This is a genomic window from Saccharothrix stipae (genome assembly GCF_054781895.1).
This window is the reverse complement of record NZ_BAAGTN010000007.1, coordinates 458,573-477,984: the sequence shown is the minus strand read 5'-3', so window position 1 is coordinate 477,984 and position 19,412 is coordinate 458,573. Positions and strand designations below refer to the sequence as shown.

Annotated in this window: 14 protein-coding genes; 5 read left to right on the top strand and 9 right to left on the bottom strand. The window is 71.5% G+C overall.

Annotated elements, in window-relative coordinates; genetic code table 11:
- The 3 genes from ACYVLT_RS14900 to ACYVLT_RS14890 form a co-directional block, all read right to left on the bottom strand.
- Positions 1-1,323 carry a YVTN family beta-propeller repeat protein gene (locus ACYVLT_RS14900; RefSeq protein ID WP_461120765.1) on the bottom strand — a complete coding sequence of 441 codons (1,323 nt, stop codon included), beginning with the start codon at positions 1,321-1,323 and terminating at the stop codon, positions 1-3.
- 67 nt (positions 1,324-1,390) lie between these two features.
- Entirely contained in the window at positions 1,391-2,650 is a 1,260-nt protein-coding gene (locus ACYVLT_RS14895; RefSeq protein ID WP_461120764.1) for a hypothetical protein, read from the bottom strand.
- On the bottom strand, positions 2,647-3,495 hold the full coding sequence (locus ACYVLT_RS14890) for a glycosyltransferase (protein ID WP_461120763.1): 849 nt from the start codon (positions 3,493-3,495) through the stop codon (positions 2,647-2,649). The genes ACYVLT_RS14895 and ACYVLT_RS14890 overlap by 4 nt, the downstream gene beginning before the upstream one ends.
- Positions 3,496-3,589: 94 nt before the next feature.
- Here ACYVLT_RS14890 and ACYVLT_RS14885 point away from each other — a divergent pair, with 94 nt between their 5' ends.
- The 3 genes from ACYVLT_RS14885 to ACYVLT_RS14875 are packed head-to-tail and all read left to right on the top strand — an operon-like array spanning position 3,590 to position 7,367.
- A complete protein-coding gene (locus ACYVLT_RS14885; RefSeq protein ID WP_461120762.1) occupies positions 3,590-4,666 on the top strand; it encodes a glycosyltransferase family 2 protein in 1,077 nt (358 codons plus the stop codon).
- A complete protein-coding gene (locus ACYVLT_RS14880) occupies positions 4,651-6,153 on the top strand; it encodes a lipopolysaccharide biosynthesis protein (protein ID WP_461120761.1) in 1,503 nt (500 codons plus the stop codon). Before ACYVLT_RS14885 ends, ACYVLT_RS14880 begins: the two co-directional genes overlap by 16 nt.
- Entirely contained in the window at positions 6,150-7,367 is a 1,218-nt protein-coding gene (locus ACYVLT_RS14875) for a rhamnosyltransferase WsaF family glycosyltransferase (protein WP_461120760.1), read from the top strand. Before ACYVLT_RS14880 ends, ACYVLT_RS14875 begins: the two co-directional genes overlap by 4 nt.
- Here ACYVLT_RS14875 and ACYVLT_RS14870 read toward each other — a convergent pair.
- Together ACYVLT_RS14870 and ACYVLT_RS14865 are read right to left on the bottom strand one after the other, a co-directional pair.
- Complete coding sequence (locus tag ACYVLT_RS14870; protein WP_461120759.1) at positions 7,345-8,460, bottom strand: acyltransferase family protein; 1,116 nt, start codon at positions 8,458-8,460, stop codon at positions 7,345-7,347. The genes ACYVLT_RS14875 and ACYVLT_RS14870 overlap by 23 nt on opposite strands.
- 194 nt (positions 8,461-8,654) lie before the next feature.
- Positions 8,655-9,614 (bottom strand): TolB family protein, encoded by a 960-nt coding sequence (locus tag ACYVLT_RS14865; protein ID WP_461120758.1) that lies wholly within the window; start codon positions 9,612-9,614, stop codon positions 8,655-8,657.
- A gap of 93 nt (positions 9,615-9,707) precedes the next feature.
- Between ACYVLT_RS14865 and ACYVLT_RS14860 the strand changes: the two genes are divergently transcribed.
- Complete coding sequence (locus ACYVLT_RS14860) at positions 9,708-10,661, top strand: hypothetical protein (protein ID WP_461120757.1); 954 nt, start codon at positions 9,708-9,710, stop codon at positions 10,659-10,661.
- A 2-nt stretch (positions 10,662-10,663) separates the two neighbouring features.
- On the top strand, positions 10,664-12,001 hold the full coding sequence (locus tag ACYVLT_RS14855) for an O-antigen ligase family protein (RefSeq protein WP_461120756.1): 1,338 nt from the start codon (positions 10,664-10,666) through the stop codon (positions 11,999-12,001).
- Positions 12,002-12,137: 136 nt separating this feature from the next.
- Here the strand turns inward: ACYVLT_RS14855 and ACYVLT_RS14850 are convergent, their stop codons facing one another.
- The 4 genes from ACYVLT_RS14850 to ACYVLT_RS14835 are packed head-to-tail and all read right to left on the bottom strand — an operon-like array spanning position 12,138 to position 19,295.
- Positions 12,138-12,698 (bottom strand): acyltransferase, encoded by a 561-nt coding sequence (locus ACYVLT_RS14850; protein ID WP_461120755.1) that lies wholly within the window; start codon positions 12,696-12,698, stop codon positions 12,138-12,140.
- The gene (locus tag ACYVLT_RS14845; RefSeq protein WP_461120754.1) at positions 12,695-13,789 is read right to left on the bottom strand and encodes a DegT/DnrJ/EryC1/StrS family aminotransferase; all 1,095 of its coding nucleotides are present in this window, start codon (positions 13,787-13,789) and stop codon (positions 12,695-12,697) included. Before ACYVLT_RS14845 ends, ACYVLT_RS14850 begins: the two co-directional genes overlap by 4 nt.
- A complete protein-coding gene (locus ACYVLT_RS14840) occupies positions 13,786-14,457 on the bottom strand; it encodes a NeuD/PglB/VioB family sugar acetyltransferase (RefSeq protein WP_461120753.1) in 672 nt (223 codons plus the stop codon). The genes ACYVLT_RS14845 and ACYVLT_RS14840 overlap by 4 nt, the downstream gene beginning before the upstream one ends.
- Positions 14,454-19,295 carry a DUF4082 domain-containing protein gene (locus ACYVLT_RS14835; RefSeq protein WP_461120752.1) on the bottom strand — a complete coding sequence of 1,614 codons (4,842 nt, stop codon included), beginning with the start codon at positions 19,293-19,295 and terminating at the stop codon, positions 14,454-14,456. The genes ACYVLT_RS14840 and ACYVLT_RS14835 overlap by 4 nt, the downstream gene beginning before the upstream one ends.
- Positions 19,296-19,412 lie beyond the last annotated feature (117 nt).

Here is a 19,412-nt window from a genome sequence, read left to right as displayed (position 1 = left end):
CTAGAGCAGACCGGTCGAACCGTGCGCGACCGAACGGCCGTGGGTCAGGTCGCCCGCGTAGGCGGCCGTGTAGCCCTGGAGCAACGTCGCGAGGCCCACCAGCAGCGGAACGTTCGCGTCGCACCGCGCCTTGCCCAGCGAGTCCGTGGTGGCCGTGCACAGCGGGTGGCCCTTGATCGTGCGGAACGCGATCAGCTTGCCCGCCACCGGCTTGCCCGTGTGCGACTCGACCAGCGTGGCGTCCAGCCCGCGCGCGGCGAAACCGAGCAGGCGCAACTGGAGCTGCGCGTACCCCGCCGTGAGCTTGGTCGACGCCGGCGGGACGGCGTGGACCGCGATGCCCACCGGGTTCACGCCCACCGGGACCGTGCCCACGACCGACAGGCCGGCGGTGTCGACGACGGACACCGTTCCGCTGTTGAAGTTCGTCACGTACGCCTTCGCGCCGTCCGGGGTCAACGCCACGCTGATCGGCCTGCTGCCCACGGGGATCTGCGCCACCGGCGCCAACGCGTCGATGTCCACGACCGACAGGCTGTGGCCCTCGCTGTTGGTCACGAACGCGCGCTTGCCGTCCGGCGAGATCGCCACGCCGTGCGGGATGAAGCTCACCGGGATCGTGCCGAGCACGGCGTCCGTCGCGGTGTCGATCACGGCCACGTTGTTCGAGAGCTTGTTGACCACGACCACCTTGGCGCCGTTCGGCGTCACGGCCAGCGCGGTCGGGGTGTAGCCGGTCGGGATCTCGGCGATCTCGGTGTTCGTCGCGGTGTCCACCACGGACACGGTGCCCGGCCCCGCGACGTCGTGCGCCACGTACAGGCGCTTGCCGTTCGGCGTGATCGCGATGCCGTCCGCGTTCGGCCCGACCGGGATGGTCTCGGTGGTCGCCAACGTCGCCGCGTCGACCACGGACACCGTGCCGGCCAGGTAGTTCGACACGTACACGTGACCACCGGACGGCGAGACCACGACACCGGCGGGTCCGTCGCCGACCGGCACCGCCGCGTCCACGGTGTTGGTCGGCGTGTCGATGACGGTCAACGTGTCGTCGCGGACGTTCGTCACGTACCCGCGCGTGCCGTCGAACGCGACACCGACGCCGTAGGGCGAGTCGCCCGTGGAGTCGATGAGCGTGGTGGTGACCGCGTTCGTGGCGGTGTCCAGCACCGACACCCCGCCGCCGTTGTTGGCGACGTAGCCGAGCACGCGCACCGGGCCCTGGGCGGTCGCCGTCCCCGGCGGCACGAGCAGCAGGGCTGCTCCCAAAGCGATCGCGCCGCACGTGGCGGGCACCTTGCGGATCTGTCTGGGCAGCAGCACTGTCGGCCTCCGTCGATTGGGGTCCCGCACTGCCCCAATCGCGGCCGGGGGCTGCCCCGTTAGCCGATCAGAACCGGTACACGTGGACCTGGTACGGACCGAAGTCGTCCACGATCCGGCCGTCCACGATCGGCACGGTCCGGTCCTCGTCCACCACCGTGGCGGTGCCCGACGACACCGGCACGTCCACGGTGACACGAGCGGCGCGGCTGCGCGGGTGCTCCTTGGTGCCGTCGGTCTGCGCCAGCACCCACCGCGCGCCACCCACCTCCTTGGACAACGCCGACACCGGGATGCCGTTGTCGGCGCGCGCCGTGACGCCCGGCGCGTTGGGCGCGTTGAGCACCGGCGCCAGCGACTTCAGCCGCGCGTTGACCGCGGCCACCCGCGCGGTGATCTCCGGTCGGGTCAGCACGCTGGAGTACTCGCCGGTGCCGTCGGTGTAGAAGCTGTGCGCGAAGTAGTTGATGCCGGTCGCGCCGTGCAGGACGGTGTTCCACACCGCCGATTCGAGCTGGTCGGGCTGGATGATCTCACCGCGGTCGTGCGGGTGCCCGGTCTCCACGAAGCCGTACAGCGGCTTGTCCGGGCCGCACCACTTGCGCATGGTGTCGATCACCTGGCCGTAGCTGTACGCGCCGACGGTGTGGTTGCGGTCGGGGTGCGTCCAGCCGTAGTAGTCGGCCGACGCGATGTCCGCGGCCGAGCAGTACGTGCGCATGTCCTCTTCGTACGACTTCTCGATGTAGCCGTAGCCGACCTCGCCGGTCGGCGTGCCCATCCACGGGCTGAAGTTGAGGTACGTCGGCCGTGACGGGTCCTTCGCGCGCACCGCGTCGGCGGCCTCCAGGATCGCCGACGGCTGCATGTCCGGGTGGAACACGTCGCCGTAGACCTTGGTCATGTCCGGCTCGTCCGCGATCAGGTAGCCGACGTAGTTGCGGGCGTGCGCGGTGTCGGCCAGGACGGCGTCGACGCGCGTGCCGTCCACGTACACCCGCCAGTCGGTCTCGTGCAGGCCTTCCTGCCGCAGGTACCACCACTCGTCCTCCCACAGCCCGATGCCGACGTCGATGCCGATCTTCGGGAACGCCCGGCCGAGCTTCTCGCCGTTCTCGATGCCGGACGGGTCCTGCATCCACACCGTGATCGGGAACACGTTCGGGTCGCCGGTGGGGTTCGGTCCGTTGGCCCACCTCTTGTAGTAGTCGACGGACGGACCGGCGGGCGCGGCCGCGGGAACGGCCGGCGGGTCCGGCCGCGGCGCCCCGGCCGTGCACGCGGTCAGGGCGAGGCCGAGCACCACCGCCACCGCGGTCCTGTTCACCTCGGCGCCCGAACCCGCCCGCGCGCGGCCAGCACCTGCTTCGCCTTCTCGAAGCCACCCGGGCCGAGCAGGCGCAACGCCGTCGTCTTGGCCAGGTACCGGGCGCCGTCACGGGCCGACCGCAGGGGCCGACCGACGAACCGGTCGCGGACCAGCACGCCACCGGCGGGCTCCGGCACGTCGTCCAGCGCGGCGCCGAACAGCCGCCGGTACGGCGCGGGCGCGACCAGCCTGCCGCGAGTGCGGTTGCTCACGTTCCCGCCGTGCACCACCTGCAACCAGCCGGGCGCCCCGCCCAGCGACACCACCTCGGCGTGCCGGTGCAGCCGGTTGTGCCAGTCGGCCCAGCAGGTCACCGGCGCGTCCCAGCTCTCCCGCATCGAGGCGAACGCGTTGTCGCGGTCGTGGTGGGAGAACAACCCCGCCGGGCTCTTGACCAGCCCGTTCGCCAGGTAGAGGGCGGTGCGGCGGCCGGTGGTGCGGTCGGCTTGCAGCCGGGCCACGAAGTCGGCGGCCAGGCCGTCGTCGTTGTCGAGGTTGGTGGTGATCAGCTCGTCGCCCTTGACCGGGAAGAGCTGGGAGATGTCCTCGACCAGCTCCTCACGGCCGACCTGCGTGCGGAAGAGCGGGGTGTAGGCGTCGCCGTGGGCCTCGATGCGGTCCTTGAGCCACTGCGGGCTCTCCGGGTCGAAGTAGATGAGCCACCGGAAGTTCGAGGAGGTCTGCGCCGCCACCGACGGCAGGCAGTACCGCTCGAACAACCCGACGCGTTCGGTCAACCACCCCTCCCGCGCCCGCACGACGCTCTCCGCGCCGACGGACGGCAGGTTGAAACGCGTCAGCACGACGTGGTCCATGGAACCCCTTCCCCTCGTGTCCCGTACATCGGGATCGGGGCCGCGCCGTTAACGATCCGCAGTCGAACACGATGAGTAGAGCGTGACTGAGCCCCCGGCACGACCAACGGTCGACGTCGTCATCCCCTGCTACAACTACGCGCGGTTCCTGCGTGCATGCGTGAAGAGCGTGCTCGACCAGCCCGGCGTGGACGTGCGGGTGCTGATCATCGACGACACGTCGAGCGACGAGACGCCCGAGGTCATGGCCGAGCTCGTGCGGGACCCGCGGGTCGAGGGCCGCCGGCACGAGGTCAACCAGGGCCACATCGCCACCTACAACGAGGGCCTGCTGGAGTGGGCCAAGGCCGACTACACCGTGCTGCTGTCCGCCGACGACCTCCTGGCGCCGGGTGCGCTGGCCCGTGCCGCCGAGGTGTTCGAGGCGAACCCGAACGTCGGCATGGTGTACGGACGTGTCGTTTATTACACCGCCGACGGGGTCGGCGACCAGACGACAGGCCAGGGCGACCTGCCGTCCGTGATCACTCCCCCGGCCGGCCGCACGGTGTGGTCCGGGGTCGACTGGATCGAGGCGCGCTGCCGCACCGGGCAGAACGTGCTGTCCTCGCCCGAGGCCGTGGTGCGCACGTCGGTGCAGCAGCAGGTCGGTGGCTACCGGCCGGACCTGCCGCACGCGGGCGACCTGGAGATGTGGATGCGCATCGCCGCGGTGTCCGACATCGGCTACGTGCGCGGCAAGCCGGCGGCGTACTACCGGGTGCACCAGCAGAGCATGATGCGCACGCAGTTCTCCTCGCTGTTCGCCGACCTGGAGCAGCGGCAGGCGGTGTTCGAGCGGTTCTTCGCCGAACACCCCGACCTGCCGGCGCGGCTGCGGTCGCTGGCCAACCGGTCGATCGCCAAGGACGCGTTGTGGCGGGCGGTGCGCGCCTACGACCGGGACAAGCTGGACGAGATCCCGGTGGACGAGCTGGAGGCGTTCGCCCGGCGGGTGTTCCCGGACGCCGAGCGACTGCCCGAGCACCGGGCGTTGCGGCGGCGGCGGGCGTTGGGCCCGAGGGTGTGCAGCCGCACGCAGCTTTTCGTGGGCAGCCACCTGGTCAAGCGCGGCGCCGGCCTGGTGGGCAAGCAGGTCTGGAAGTGGCGCGGCCAGTGACCGCCGACGTGGAGCCGCCGGGGACCGGGGCGACACAGGTCGCACCGGCGGAGGCCGAGCGGCCGGAGCTGCGGCGCAAGGTCACCTCGGCGATCCGGTGGAGCGCGATCAACAGCCTGGTGCAGCGGTTCAGCCAGGTCGGCGTGGGCGTCCTGCTCGCCCGGCTCATCGCGCCCGAGCAGTTCGGCGTGTTCGCGGTCGCGCTGGTGGTGCTCAACATCGTGATGAGCATCAGCGAGATGGGCGTGAGCGTCGCCCTGGTGCGCACCGAACGGCCGGTCGAGGAGCTCGCGCCCACGGTGACCACGCTGTCGATCGCGTCCGGCGCCCTGTTGGCGCTGGTGTGCGTGCTCGGCGCGCCGTGGTTCGCCGAGGCGATGGGCACACCGCAGGCGACGGGCGTGATCCAGCTGATGTCGCTCTCGCTGGTGATCGCGGGCGCGTCGGCGGTGCCGGGGGCGTTGCTGCAACGGGAGTTCCGGCAGGACCACAAGTTCGTCGCGGACACCTCCGCGTTCGTCATCGGCACCGCCGTGGTGGTCGTGCTGGCGCTGATGGGCTTCGGCGCGTGGAGCCTGGCGTGGTCGCGGATCGCCACCAACCTGGTCGCCGCCGTGGTGATGTTCACCTACACCAAGCAGCGCTACCGGCCGGGGTTCGACGCGGCCGAGGCACGGGGGCTGCTGGCGTTCGGGCTGCCGCTGGCGGGCGCGAGCCTGCTGGTGTTCGGGGTGCTCAACGTCGACTACATCATCGTCGGCAGCGTGCTGGGCACGGTGCCGCTGGGCTTCTACCTGCTCGCGTTCAACCTGGCGAACTGGCCGGTCGGCGCGTTCTCGCAGCCGGTTCGCAGCGTGTCGCTGGCCGCGTTCTCGCAGGTCAGGGATGATCCGGAGCTGTTCGCGCGAACGTTCGCGCGCGCGTTGCGGCTGCTCGCGCTGGTGACCGTGCCCGCGTGCGTGCTGCTGGCGGCGTTGGCCGACCCGTTGGTGCGCACGGTCTACGGCGAGCGGTGGGCTCCGTCCGCGCAGGCGCTGGCGCTGCTGGTGCTGCTGGGCGCGCTGCGGGTGGCGTTGGAGCTGGGGTACGACTACCTGGCCAGCGCCGGGCGGTCGCGGGCCATCCTGGTGATCCACCTGGTGTGGCTGGCCGCGCTCGTGCCGCTGCTGGCGCTGGGCGCGCACCTGGACGGCATCCGGGGTGTGGCGCTGGCGCAGAGCGTGGTGGTGCTGGTGGTGATCGTGCCCGCGTACCTGATCGCGTTCCGGCCCTACGGGCTGCGGGCGCGGGCGCTGGGTGCGGCCGTCGCACGGCCCGTGCTCGGCGGTGTGGTGATGGTCGTGGTGGCGTCGGGCGTGCAGTGGTGGCTCGACGGCGCCTTGGTGCGGCTGCTGGTCGGTGGTGCGTTGGCGTCGCTGGCGTACGCGGCCGTGGTGTTCCCCCTGCGCCACGAGGTGCTGGGACTGTTGCGGAGGAGTGGCGCGTGAGGGTCGTGCGGCAGTTGCGGCGGCGGGCGCACCAGGTCACGCGCATCGTGCGCGAACAGGGTGTGCGACAGGTCGGCGCCCGTGCGCTCGGCCGGGCGGCACGGCGGTTCGGTGCGGACGCCGAGGTGTTCCCGGTGCGCCTGGAGGACGTGCGGGCGGCGGACATCGGCGTGCCGCGGCCGGTCGTCGTGCCGCCCGTGCCCGTCGACGGGCGGCTCACCGTCAACTGGGTCAGCACGCCGCCGGCACCGGGCTCGGGCGGGCACACCACGATGTTCCGGCTGATCGAGCACCTGGAGTCGCTCGGCCACACGTGCCGGCTGTACCTGTACGACGTGTACGGCAGCCGTGCGGCGGACCACGAGCCGGTGATCCGGTCGGCGTACCCCGGCTTTCGCGGGTCGGTGCACGACGTGCGGGATGGGATGGCCGACGCGCACGCGGTGTTCGCCACCGCGTGGATGACGGCGTACCCGGTGTTCAACGACCCGTGCGCGGGGAAGCGGTTCTACCTGGTGCAGGACTACGAGCCGTGGTTCTTCCCGGTCGGCGGGCTGTCGGCGCTGGCGGAGAACACCTACCGGATGGGGATGCACGGCTTCACCGCCGGCCGGTTCCTGGCCGAGAAGGTGCGGGCCGAGATGGGGATGGCGGCCGACTCCTTCGACTTCGGCTGCGACACCGACCGCTACCACCTGCGCGAGGGCGTGCGGCGGGACGGCGTGGTGTTCTACGCGCGCAGGCTCGCGCCCCGGCGGGCGATCGAGATCGGGTTGCTGGCGTTGGAGCTCTTCGCCGAACGGCATCCGGACATCGCGATCCACACGTACGGGGAGAAGATCGGCTCGCTGGGCCCCCGGCACGTCGACCACGGCCTGGTGACCCCCGACCGGCTCAACGACATCTACAACCGGTGCTACGCGGGCCTCACGCTGTCGATGACGAACGTCTCGCTGGTGCCGCACGAGATGTTGGCCGCCGGTTGCGTGCCGGTCGTCAACGACGCCGTGCACAACCGGGTCGTGCTGGACAACGACCACGTCCGGTACGCCCCGGCGACACCGCACGACCTGGCCCGCGCGTTGTCCGACGTGGTCACGCTGCCGGACTTCGACGCGGTGGCCAGGGCGGCGTCCGCCGGCGTGTCCGGCCGGTCGTGGGACGCGGCCGGACACGAGCTGGAGAAGGTGCTCAGGCGGGAGCTGTCGGCCTGACCGGCCGCGATCCCAGCAGGCGTCGCTGCGCCGGCCGTTCGACGAGCCGGTGCAGCAGCCACGCCAGCCCCACCGAGGCGCCGAGCAGGGCGACCGAGAGCCCGACCGCCCCGGCCAGGTCCACCTCGTGCGGGCCCAGCCGGGCCTCCACGACCCGGATGACCACCTGGTGCACCAGGTAGAAGGCGAACGAGATCTCGCCGAGGAACACCGCCGTGCGGCCGCGCCACGGCGACCGCGTGCCGGTGATGTCGGCGACCGCGACGGCCGGGATGAGCAGCGCCAGCGGGACCACCGTGCCGGCGACGTAGCCGAACGTGCCCGGCAGGTAGCCGGAGGCGACGTAGCCGATCACCGCCAACACCCCCGCCTGCCACAGGCGCAGCCGCACCCACAGGCCCGCGCGCACGATCCGCGCCAGCACCATGCCCAGCACGAACTCCAGCGCACGGGTCACCGGGAAGACGTAGACGAACCAGTACTCCAGCGCGCTCGGCAGCGGCAGGGCGACCACCGGGACGAGGACCACCGCGGCCATGAGGACGGCCGCGGCCGCCCGGAGATGTCGTCGCGGCACCCGGTCCACCAGCGCCAGCAGCCACGAGAACGCCGCGTAGAAGGCCGCCTCGCACGACAGCGACCACGACGGCGTGTTCACGCCGAAGTAGATCGACTGCACCGGCACCCAGGCCTGGAGCAGGAACAGCCCCACCACGCCCGCGACCACGGACACACCGCCGGTCAGGGCCAGACCGGCGAAGGCGACGACCCAGACCACCACGTGGTTCGGGAGGATCCTGGCCGCCCGACGCCTGCGTGCGACGCCCGCGGGGACGCCTTCCCGCGCGGACCAGGTGAGCACGAACCCGGACAGCAGGAAGAAGAAGCCGACACCGGTCGCCCCCTGCCCGAACAGCGCCTCCAGCACGCCCTCCGCCCCGGTGCCGTCGAACATCCCGCCCGCGTGCAGGTGGAAGCCGAAGACCACGAACGCGGCCGGGAAGCGCAGGCCGGTGAGGGACGGCAGCCGGACCGGGGGTGGCGGGGTCGTGGTCGAGGTCGGCGGTGAGGACGGGGTCGGCGCGTTGGTCATCGGAGCGGAGCCGCGCCCGAAGGGTCGACGTGCCCGCATCCCTTGTCGGGTAATACGATTCTTGCGGAGAGGTATTCACTTCTCGCCAGGAATAACAACTTCAGCCTCCGATGCACCACGTTCTCGTTGTGACACAAGGAGATCGTGGTGTCGCGGAGCGGCGTTAGCCGAAGATCATGCGCCTCGACCGAAGATCAGATGGGGGACGGCGAGGAGGCGTCGGAGATCAGGAGCACCGCGTCGGCCGAGCCGTTGGCGGGCACAACGTGGATCGAGGCGAGCTTGGCGTCCTTCGGCACGGCGGCGAACGCGAGCCGGTCGTCGTCCAGCCAGGTGGCCTGGTCGTCCACCCCCGCCGTGCCGGGCAACCTGCGCTCCACACCGGTCTTCAGGTCGAGCACCGCCAGCTCCCACGGGCCGAGCCGGCCGATGCGCTTCTTGTAGGCGACCTTCGTGCCGTCCGGTGACAGGGACGGGCACTCGGCGTCACGCCGCAACGACTCCAGGCGACGGTCCACCAGGTCGCCCTTGACCAGCCAGGTGTAGCCGCCCGAGGCCAGGGTCGCGTAGAACGTGCGGTCGTCCGCGGCCACGGTCAGGCCCCAGTAGTTGACGTCCTGCGCGGTGTGCGGCTGACCGTCGACCACCGCCGTGAAGCCCTCCAGGGACTCCACCACCTCGCCGGTGCGCAGGTCCAGGAACCCCGTGCGGGTGGAGAACCCGCCGGGCACCGCGTACGAGTCGCCGGTCACGAACGACGTCCACGTGACCACCTGCCCCGAGGCCGACACCTTCGCCCGGCTCGGCACGCCCGGCAGCGGCACGGTCCGCGTCACGGCGCCGTCCCGCGACACCTCGGCGGCGAACGTCGGGCCGGGTCCGGCCAGCGTCAGGCACACCGTCGTGCCACCGGCCCGGTACACCCGCCGGCACGTCAACGGCGTCGCGCCGCGGGCGGCGGGATCGGCCAGGCGCACCTGCTCGACCCGGCCGCGCCCGTCGGCCAGGGCCACGAACATCAGGTCGCCGTCGACCGAGGCCACCGGCACGGGTGAGGCGTCGCGCACGACCGACGTCACATACGCCACCGCGCCGCCGACGACCAGTACGATGGCCGCGACGGCGAACACCACGCGCCGGTAGCCCAAGTCCATCACCACCTGTAACGACTAGGCGCGAGTCGGCCGATTTCAGAGTAACAACACCCTGCGCGCCCGCACGCAGGGTAAACGTGGATCGGGGAGCGGATGGACTTCTGGGGCGCCGTGCGAACGCTGCGCAGGCGGTGGTACATCGCCCTGCCCGCGGCGATCACGGCTGTCGCCGTGGCCGCCGGTGTGTTCCTGTCCATCCCGACGCGCTACCAGTCCTCCGGTGTCATGGTGCTCACGTCGCCGGCGGCGGGCGGCACGTTCTCGGAGAAGCTGTCGCCGGAGGACGCGGTGCGGGTGAACCCGCTGCTGGCGTTCGACGGCAGCCTGACGACCACCGCGCAGATCCTGGCGCAGATCCTGGCCGACCCGAAGACCCGCAAGGACTCGCTGGGCCTGGGCAAGGACGCGACGGACAACTTCACCGCGGCCGGTGGCGGCATGAGCGGACCGTTCCTGTTCGTCACCGCCGACGGCAGCTCGCCGGAATCGGCCGAGCGGTTGGTCACCACCGTGATGGAGTTCGCCGCCAAGGAGCTGGACAAGCAGCAGGTCGCGCTGAAGGCGCCCGAGTCGACGTTCATCACCTCGCAGGTGATCGTGAACCCGACCACGGCGGAGGCCCAGATCGGCGGCAAGGTCCGGTACGCGGGCGCGGCGTTCGTGCTGTTGATGTTGTTGACGACGGCGGCCACGTTCGGCGGCGACAGCGTCCTGAACCACCTGCGCCGCCGCCGTGAGTCGCGTGAGGGCAAGGACGGGGACGCCGAGCCCGAGGACGCCTCCAGGACGCCTCCGCCGGCCGCTCGGGCCGCCACGGCCGGTCCTACCGCTCCTGCCGGTCCTGCCGCCCCGGTTCCTCCGGGCTCGCCTGGCGCGAAGCCGCCCGTGCCGCCGCTCAACGGCGCGTCCCGCCGACCTCCCGGCCCGCCGGCCCGCCGCCCGCAGCCGACGGCCAGCGAGCAGACGGTGAAGATCGCCGCGCCGGGTCCGCGCAACGTCGGCAAGCCGGGCACGCCCGCGTGGCCGACCAGCGAAGACAAACCCTGACCGTGGCCGAGCGGTTCCTGCCGGAGCAACCCGTGCGGCGGCGGGCGGACGGCGCCACGCTGGTGAGCCTGTTCCTGCTGGCGCTGCTGATCATCCCGGCCCGGCTGGTGCTGTCGTTCGTGCCGATGACGCTGCCGCCCGCGCTGGTGGTGGCGTTGCTGCTGGGCGTGCTGTGGGTGTCCGGGCAGATGGTCGACAACGTCGGCATGGGCAAGGGGCGCAACCTCGTGCGCACGGCCGTCGCGCTGTACCTGGCGTCGCAGCTGGCGACCTACGGCGTGGCGACCCGGCGGTGGCTGCCCAGCGACGAGCTGACCGTGGCCGACAGCAGCATCATCCGGATCACGTCGATGATCGCGGTCGCGGTGTTCGTGTGCGACGCCGTGCGCACGAAGGAGCGGCTGGACCGGGTGCTCAAGCTGCTGCTGGCCTGTGCGGCGGTGATCGCGTTCGTGGGGCTGGTGCAGTTCGGGCTGGGTGTCGACCTGGCGTCGTACGTGTCGCTGCCGGGGCTGCGCGTGCAGGACAACGGGTACTCGGCGATGGAGGCCCGGTCGATCTTCCGCCGGCCGACGGGGACCACGAACCACCCGATCGAATTCGGCCTGGTGTGCGCGATGGCCGTGCCGCTGGGCGTGCACTACGTGTTCAAGGCCCGGGACGACGGCACGCCGCACGTGCGCTGGTTCGTGTGCCTGGCGCTGGTCGGGCTGGGCGCGTTGCTGTCGTTGTCGCGGACGGCGCTGCTGTGCATGGCGGTGGGCGCGGTGATCATGATCATCACGTTGCCGCGGCCGCGCAAGATCGCCACGGCGGTGGTGGGCGGTGGGTCGTTCCTCGGTGCGAGCGTGGTGGTGCCGGGGCTGTTCGGGACGTTGCGCGGGATGTTCTCCAACATCGAGGACGACCCGAGCGTGAAGGCCCGTACGGCGGACTACGAGGCGGCTTGGGAGCAGATCGACCTGAACCCGTTGCTGGGGCGGGGTTTCGGCACGTACCTGCCGACGAAGTACACGATCCTGGACAACCAGTTCCTGCTGACATTGATCGAGAACGGTTACCTGGGGCTGTTCGCGTTGATCGGGATGTTCCTGGCGGCGGCGTTCGCGGCGATCCGGGTGCGGGTGATCAGCAAGGACGAGCAGTTGCGGAGCCTGGCGAGCGCGCTGGTGGCGGCCGTGGTGTCGGGTGGGATCGCGTCGGTCACGTTCGACCTGCTGGGGTTCGGCGTGGCGACCGGGCTGGTGTTCACCATGATCGGCGCGTCGGGGGCGTTGCTGCGGGTGGCCAAGGAGGAGCGCCGGCGCGTGGCGGCCGAACCGGCGCCCCAGGAGGCGTGAAACCGCAGGTCGCGTGTTCTGAGCGTTGAACTCGGGGGTCCTGAACGTAGGACACGCGCGTTCTGGAGGTACGACTCACGCGTTCTGAACGTAGGACACGCGCGTTCTGGGCGTAGGACACGCGCGGTGCTGGGGGTTAGAGGGTGGGGGTTAGGCCCTTGTCGGTTTCGGTGTAGGCGGTGTGGCAGTCGGGGCAGATGAGGCCCGCGTCCAGGCGTTGGCCGCACGTGCAGACCCAGCCCTTGTGGGTGGCCGGGTTTCCGGCGACGAACGCGTGCGCCGGGACGTTCTTGGTGATCACCGAGCCGGCGGCGGCGAAGGCGTGTTCGCCGATCTCGACACCGCAGACGACGACCGTGCCCGCACCCAGGGTCGCGCCGCGGCGGACGAGGGTGGACAGCAGGGCGTCACCGGTGCGCTTGATCGCGGCACGGGGGCGCAGGTCGTTGGTGAACAACACGTTCGGCCCGAGGAACACCTCGTCCTCGCACACCACGCCGTCGAACACGAGCGTGCCGTTCTTCACCGTCACCCGGTCGCCCAGCACCGCCCGGCTCTCCACGAACGCGCCGTCGCAGATGTTGCAGTCCCGGCCGACCCGCGCGCCCGGCAGCACGTGCGCGAACGCCCACACGCGCGTGCCGGAGCCCACGTCGGTGCTCTCGCACAACCCGCTCGGGTGTACGTAGACGCTCATCGCACGGCCTCCGCCAGCGCCGCCACCACGCGTTCCTGCTGCACGACGGCGATCTCCGGGAACAGCGGCAACGACAGGATCTCCCCCGCCACCGCCTCGCTGACCGGGAAGTCGCCCGGGACGTGGCCGAGGTGCGCGTACGCGCCCGTCAGGTGCACCGGGGTCGGGTAGTGGATGCCCGCGCCGATCCCCGCCTCGTGCAACGACGCCAGCACGCGGTCACGCGACGCCACCCGCACGACGTACAGGTGCCACACCGGCACGTTGCCCTCCAGCACCACCGGCGGCGTCACCCCCGGCACGTCGGCCAGCAGCGACGAGTAGCGGTCCGCCGCCGCCCGGCGCAGCTCGTTCCACCGCTCCAGCCGCCGCAGCTTCGCCGACAGCACCACGGCCTGCACCGTGTCCAGCCGGCTGTTGAAGCCGATCACCGAGTGCTCGTACTTGCGCGGCGAGCCGTGCTCGCGCAGCAACCGCACCGCCGAGGCCAACTCCTCGGACGTGGTGAGCACCGCACCGCCGTCGCCGTACGCGCCGAGGTTCTTGCCCGGGTAGAAGCTGGTCGCGGCGATGTCGCCGAGCCCGCCGACGGCCACGCCGTGCCGTCGGGCGCCCTGGGCCTGCGCCGCGTCCTCGACGATCGGCACGCCGAACGACCGCAGCTCCTCCACCGGCGCGGCCTGCCCGTACAGGTGCACCGGCAGCAACGCCTTGGTGCGCGGCGTGACGACCTCCGCGACCCGCGACACGTCGATCAGCCCGGTCTCGGCCACGCAGTCCACCAGCACCGGCGTCGCACCGGTCCGCGCCACGGCGCCCGCCGTGGCGATGAAGGTGTTGGCGGGCAGCACGCACTCGTCGCCCGGCCCGACGTCCAGGGCGCGCAACGCCAACTCGATGGCGTCGGTGCCGTTGCCGACCGCGACGCAGTGCGGCACCTCCTGGTACGCGGCGAACTCCGCCTCGAACTCGGCGACCTGCCGCCCGCCGACGAAGGCGGTGTTCTTGAGCACCTCCGCCCAGCCGTCGGCGACCTCGTCGGCCACCTGCTCGTGCTGGGCACGCAGGTCCACCAGCGGGATGTCGATCACGAACCGTTCCCCTCTCGCAGTCGCCGGGCGGGGTTGCCCGCCCAGACCTCACCCGCGGGAACGTCGTTGAGCACCACCGAACCCATGCCCACCACCGCGCCCGCCCCGATCGACACGCCTTCCCGGACCGCACTGCCCTGCCCGAGGTACGCGCCCTCCCCCACCCGCACCGACCCGCCCAGCGACGCCCGGCCGGCGAACGTGACACCGTCGCCGACCTCGTCGTCGTGGGTGATCAGCACGTGCGGCATGGCCACGACGTGCGCACCCAGGCGCAACGGCGTCGTCACCACCGCACCGGCCAGCAGGACCGTGCCCGGCCCCACCACCGCGCCGACGGCCACCGAGGCCGCCGGGTGCACCACCGTCGCCCACCGGTCCTCCGGCAGGCCGAGCCTGGCCACGAGGCCGAGCCGGCCGCGCGGCCGGTGCGCGTTCGCCACGCACACCACGACCGCCGCGTCCGTCGAGTGCACCAGCTCCGTCCCGCCCAGCACGGGCAGGCCGTCGAGGTCCGCGCCGTGCCGCGAGGGGTCGTCGTCCAGCGCGCCCACCGGTCGCCACAGCTCCGGGGTGAGGCGGACGGCCGCGAGGACCTCGCGGGCCAGTCCGCCCCCACCCACCAGCAGCAGTGGCCTGGGTCCGGTCATCCCGGCGGCCGCGCTCATCCGGTGGTGAACACGACGTCGACCCAGTAGTTGCTGCCCGCGTAGGACGACTCCGGGAACCCCGGACCGGACCGGTAGACGCCGTTGCGGCTGCCGTCGGCGGTGGCCGGGGCGCTCAGCGGCGGGCTGGTCACGGCGTTGCCCATGAAGTACCCGGTGTCCACGGAGTACCGGCCGTTGGGCGCGTGGTAGGACGCCACGTAGCTCGTCCCGGCGCTCACGGTCACCGGCGAGGCGAACGTCAGCGTCTGCCAGCCGGTGGCGGTCTCGCCGGTGAACGTGCCGGTGGCCAGCGGATTGCCCGCCGCGTCCCACAACGTGCCGGTGTGCGTGCCGGTGTTGCCCGCGCCCTTGTAGAACCTCACCCCGGTGACGGAGCCGTTCACCGACGGCACGAACCGGACGCCGAGCTCGTAGGAGCCGGTGTCGTCGGCCGACGTCACCGTGGGCGCGGTCGCCGGGCTGAACAGCGAGCACGGGCAGTCCCCGTCGGTGGTCGTGGTGAACGACCACGTCGTGGGCGCGGTCATCGCGTTGCCGTAGACGTCGGCGATGCGCAGGCTCGCGGTGTAGGTCATGCCACCGCCCAGCGGCGCCGCCGGCGTCCACGTGACCTGCTGCTGGTTGGCCGACAGCGACAACGTGCCCGCGATCTTCGCGCCGCCGGAGTCGGCGAGCGCGAACTGGGCCGTGCCGAGGTCGACCGGCTCGTCGAACGACGCGGTCAGCGGCGAGGTGCGGGCCACCTCACCGGCGCCGTCGAGCGGCGTCCGCCCGTTGACGACCGGCGGGGTGTTGTCCTCGTTGGGCAGGTAGACGACGTCGACCCAGTAGTTGCCGCCCGCGTAGGAGTTCGTCGGGAAGCCCGCGCCACCGCGGTAGACGCCGTTGCCGCCGTCCAGGCCCGACGGCGCGGTCAGCGGCCCGCTGCTCACCGAGTAGCCGTTGAAGTACCCCGCGTCGACCGAGTAGTGGCCGGTGGTCGTGGTGTAGGACGCGGTGTAGGTCTGGCCCGCGGACACGAACACCGGTGCGGCGAAGGTCAACGTCTGCCAGCTGGCCGAGGTCTCGCCGGTGAACGTGCCGGTCGCCAACTGCTGGCCGCTCGGCGACCACAGCGTGCCGGTGTGCGTGCCGGTGTTGCCCACGCCCTTGTAGAACTTCACGCCGGTGATCCGGCCGCCCGCGGTCGGGGTGAACCGGACGCCCAGCTCGTAGGCGCCGCTGTCGGGGGCCGAGGTGACCGTGGGCACGGTCGCCGCGCTGAACAGCGAGCACGGGCAGATCACGTCCGCGCTGGTGGTGAACGACCACGTCACCGGGTTCGGCATCGGGTTGCCGTTGACGTCGGCGATCAGCGCGCTCGCGGTGTAGCGGGTGCCGGGCACGAGCTTGCCCGACGGCGTCCAGGTGACGGTCCGCTGGTCGCCGGACAGCGACACCGAACCGGTCAGCTGCGTGCCGCGCGGGTCGGTCAGCCAGATCTGCGCGCTGGCCGGGTCGACCGCCTCGCTGAACGTCGCGGTCACCGGGCTGGTGGCGACGACGTTCGTCGCGTCGACGGCCGGTGCGCGGTTGGTCAGCGTCGGCGGGGTGGTGTCGCCGTTGAGGCCGTTGCGGTAGACGACGTCGACCCAGTAGTTCGTCGCGTTGTAGGACGAGGTCGGGAAGCCGCCGCCGGCGCCGTAGCGGTACACGCCGTTCGAGCCGTCGACGCCGTCGGCGAGCGCGCGCAGGCCCGCGTAATTCGCGCCCTGGCCCGCGAAGTAGCCGCCGGTCACCGGGTAACGCCCGTTCGGGGCGTAGTAGGACACGACGTAGGTGGTGTTCGCCTGCACGACCACCGGTGAGGCGAACGTCAGCTTCTGCCAGCCGCTGGAGGTCTCGTTGGTGAACGTGCCGGTGGCCAGGAGCAGGCCGGTGGACGACCACAGCGAGCCGGTGTGCGTGCCGGTGTTCCCGGTGCCCTTGAAGAACCGGACGCCCAGGACCTCGCCCTTGCCGTTGAAGCGGACCTTGGTGCCCACCTCGATCGGCGTGGCGTCGTTCGCCGCGTACACCGCGGGCCGGGCGAAGTCGTCCCAGACCGTGCACGGGCAGGTGGCGGGCCGGGTCGCGCCGGTGGTGAACGACCACGTCGACTGCGGGGTCTGGTTGCCCGCCGCGTCCGACACGCGCAGCGCCGCCGTGTACCCGGTGTTCGGGGTGAGCGCCTGGCTCGGGGTGAAGGTGACGGTCTTGTTCTCGTTCGACAGCGCCGACGAGCCGGACACCGCGCCGTTCGGGCCGGTCAGGGTGAACTGGGCGGAGCCGGGGGCGACGGCCTCGTCGTAGGTGGCGGAGACGACCGGGGTGAGCGCGACGGTGCCCTCGCCGTTGACCGGCGTGGTGGACACGAGCAGCGGCGCGCGCTGGTCCGGTCCGGGGTCCGGCGCCCACACCACGTCCACCCAGTAGTTGCTGCCCCAGTGGGACTGGGTCGGGAAGCCGGGCCCGCCGAACCGGAACAGGCCGTTCGGGCCGTCCTCGCCGTTCTTCAGGCCGGTGAGCGGTTCGAGGTAGCGGGGCTGCTGGAAGAAGTACTCCAGGTCGTAGGAGTAGTGCCCGTTGGGCGCGAAGTACGACACGACGTACGTGGTGCCGGCGGACACCTGCACGGGCTGGGCGAAGGTCAGCGTCTGCCAGCCGCCCGCGGTCTCGTTGGTGAACGTGCCGGTGGCGATGGCGATGCCCGACTTGTCCCACAACGTGCCGGTGTGCGTGCCGGTGTTGCCGGGCCCCTTGTAGAACCTCACGCCGCGCACGTAGCCGTCACCGTTCGCGCGCCACTTGACGCCCAGCTCCAGCGGCGAGGCGTCACCGCTGTCGGGCACGTCCGGGGTGTCGGCGTTGGTCCACAGGCCGCACGGGCAGGTGCGGGGGTTGACCCCAGGGGTGGCCACGACCGGGGTCGACAGGTTCGCCGAGTCGTCCACGGCGCGCACGCGCAGGCTCGCCGGGCCGGACTTGCCCGGGGCGTAGGTGTAGCTCCACGCCGCCTGACCGGCCTGCCACACCGCCGGGTGCCAGCGGGTGCCGCCGTCGGTGGACACCTCGACACCGCCGACCTGGCCGCCGACGTCGGTCACCGTGCCGGAGAACGTGTACGGGGCGCCCACGCTCGACAGCGGCGGCACGCTGGTGAACGCGACCGTCGGCGCCTGGGTGTCGGTGCTCTTGGTCGCCTGCGTCAGACCGGCCTGCAACGTGGTCGCCTGCACGCCCATGTCGGCCAGGAAGTTGACCGTGGCCTGCTTCATCCGCACGTCGGAGGTCGGCGTGTTGGTGAGGAACGCGTGCTCGTCGTCCACGCCCCACGCCCACTGCACCGTGCCCGCGCCGAACACCAGCGACCCGCTCGGGTGCTTGTAGTAGGTGATGGCGTGGGTCTTGGTGTCCGGTGTGTAGAGGTCGCCGTGGTTCTGCAGCACGTACGGGCCGTCGGGCATGGTCACCGTGGTGCGGGACAGCTGCGCCACGCCGGGCGGCTGGAAGCCGTTGTCCTCCACCGAGTTCCACTCGTAGCCGAGCGTGCCCGGCTGGAAGGTGTAGGTGGTGTTGACGGCCAGGTCCTTCAACGACGTGTGCCGCCAGAGCCTCATCTTGCCGTAGGCGGCGGGCACCTTGAGCGCGTCCTCGCGCCGGCCGTTGACCGTGAAGATGTTGCCCAGCAGCGCGTTCTCCGGCCTGCCGCCGTCCTGGTCGGGGTAGCGCGGGTCGCGCCAGGTGCCGGTCCAGTCGCTCTGGCCGTCGTTCTGGGTGCCCTTGGTCTCCTTGTAGCAGGCGATGGTGCGCCAGTCGGTCCGGGAGGGGTCGATGCTCTTCTCCCACCGGTGCTTCCAGAAGATCTCGTTGCCGGTGAGGAACGCCATGTGCACGCCCGCGTCCCGGGCCGCCTCCACGTTGGCGCGCTGCTCCTCGGACCAGTACTCGTCGTGGCCGACGGCCATGAACACCTGGTGGTTCTTGATCAGGTGGCCGCGGCGGGCGGAGTCGGCGTCGGTGGTGTAGCTGACGTCGTACCCGTTGGCCTCCAGGAAGCGCAGCATCGGGTACTCGGCGTTGAAGATGAAGTTGTCGTCGCCGTCACCGCCGGTGTACGGGCGGTTGTAGCTGACCTTGTAGGCCTGCCCGCCCTGGCCGGGGCCGTCGCCGAAGTAGAGGCTGTTGCCGCCGTAGCGGTTGTAGGCCACCCAGGTCGAGTCCGAGGTCTGGAACAGGATCTTCGAGGTGCTCGCGTCGTCGCGGACGACGAACACGATCTCGTTCTCCGCGCCGTTGTCGTTGCGGTGCGTGCGCGCGTAGTACAGGCCCGACACGGCGGTGGGCGGCACGTTCCAGCTCAGCGAGACCGCCCAGTTGCCGCAGTCGATCAACGCGCTGCCGTCGGTGCCCCGCAGGCACGGCGGCTGGTTCTGCGAGGAGTTGCGGGTGATCCGCTCCTGGAACCGCGCGCCGACGCCGCCGTAGTAGCCGAGCCGGTAGATGTCGATGTAGTAGGACGACGCGCTGGTGAGCATCTTGAAGTCGACCCGACCGCCCGGGGTGGCGCTGATGTCGGCCGTGTAGCCGAGGATCCCGTCGTCCCGGTACGACACCTGCCAGTTCGGCGTGCCCGCCTTGGTGTTCTCGCACGCCACCTTGTTGACCACGGGTGCGTCGCACGGGGCCGCGGTGGCCTCCGGCGCGCGCAGCAGACCGACGACCGCGATCGTCGACGCGACCAGAGCGGCCACGACCATCAGGCGCAGCAGTAGTACCGCGAGGGCGGGTCGGGGCCGCTTCCGGTCGGCGGTCATGGGTTCACCTTTCGAACACAAGCTGTCGTGACGGGTGGTGATCGCGCGTGCACTGCGTCGACCAGCGGAGCCCTGTTGCTCCGATCGTCGCTGAAACCGAGCTTCGCGTTACACCAC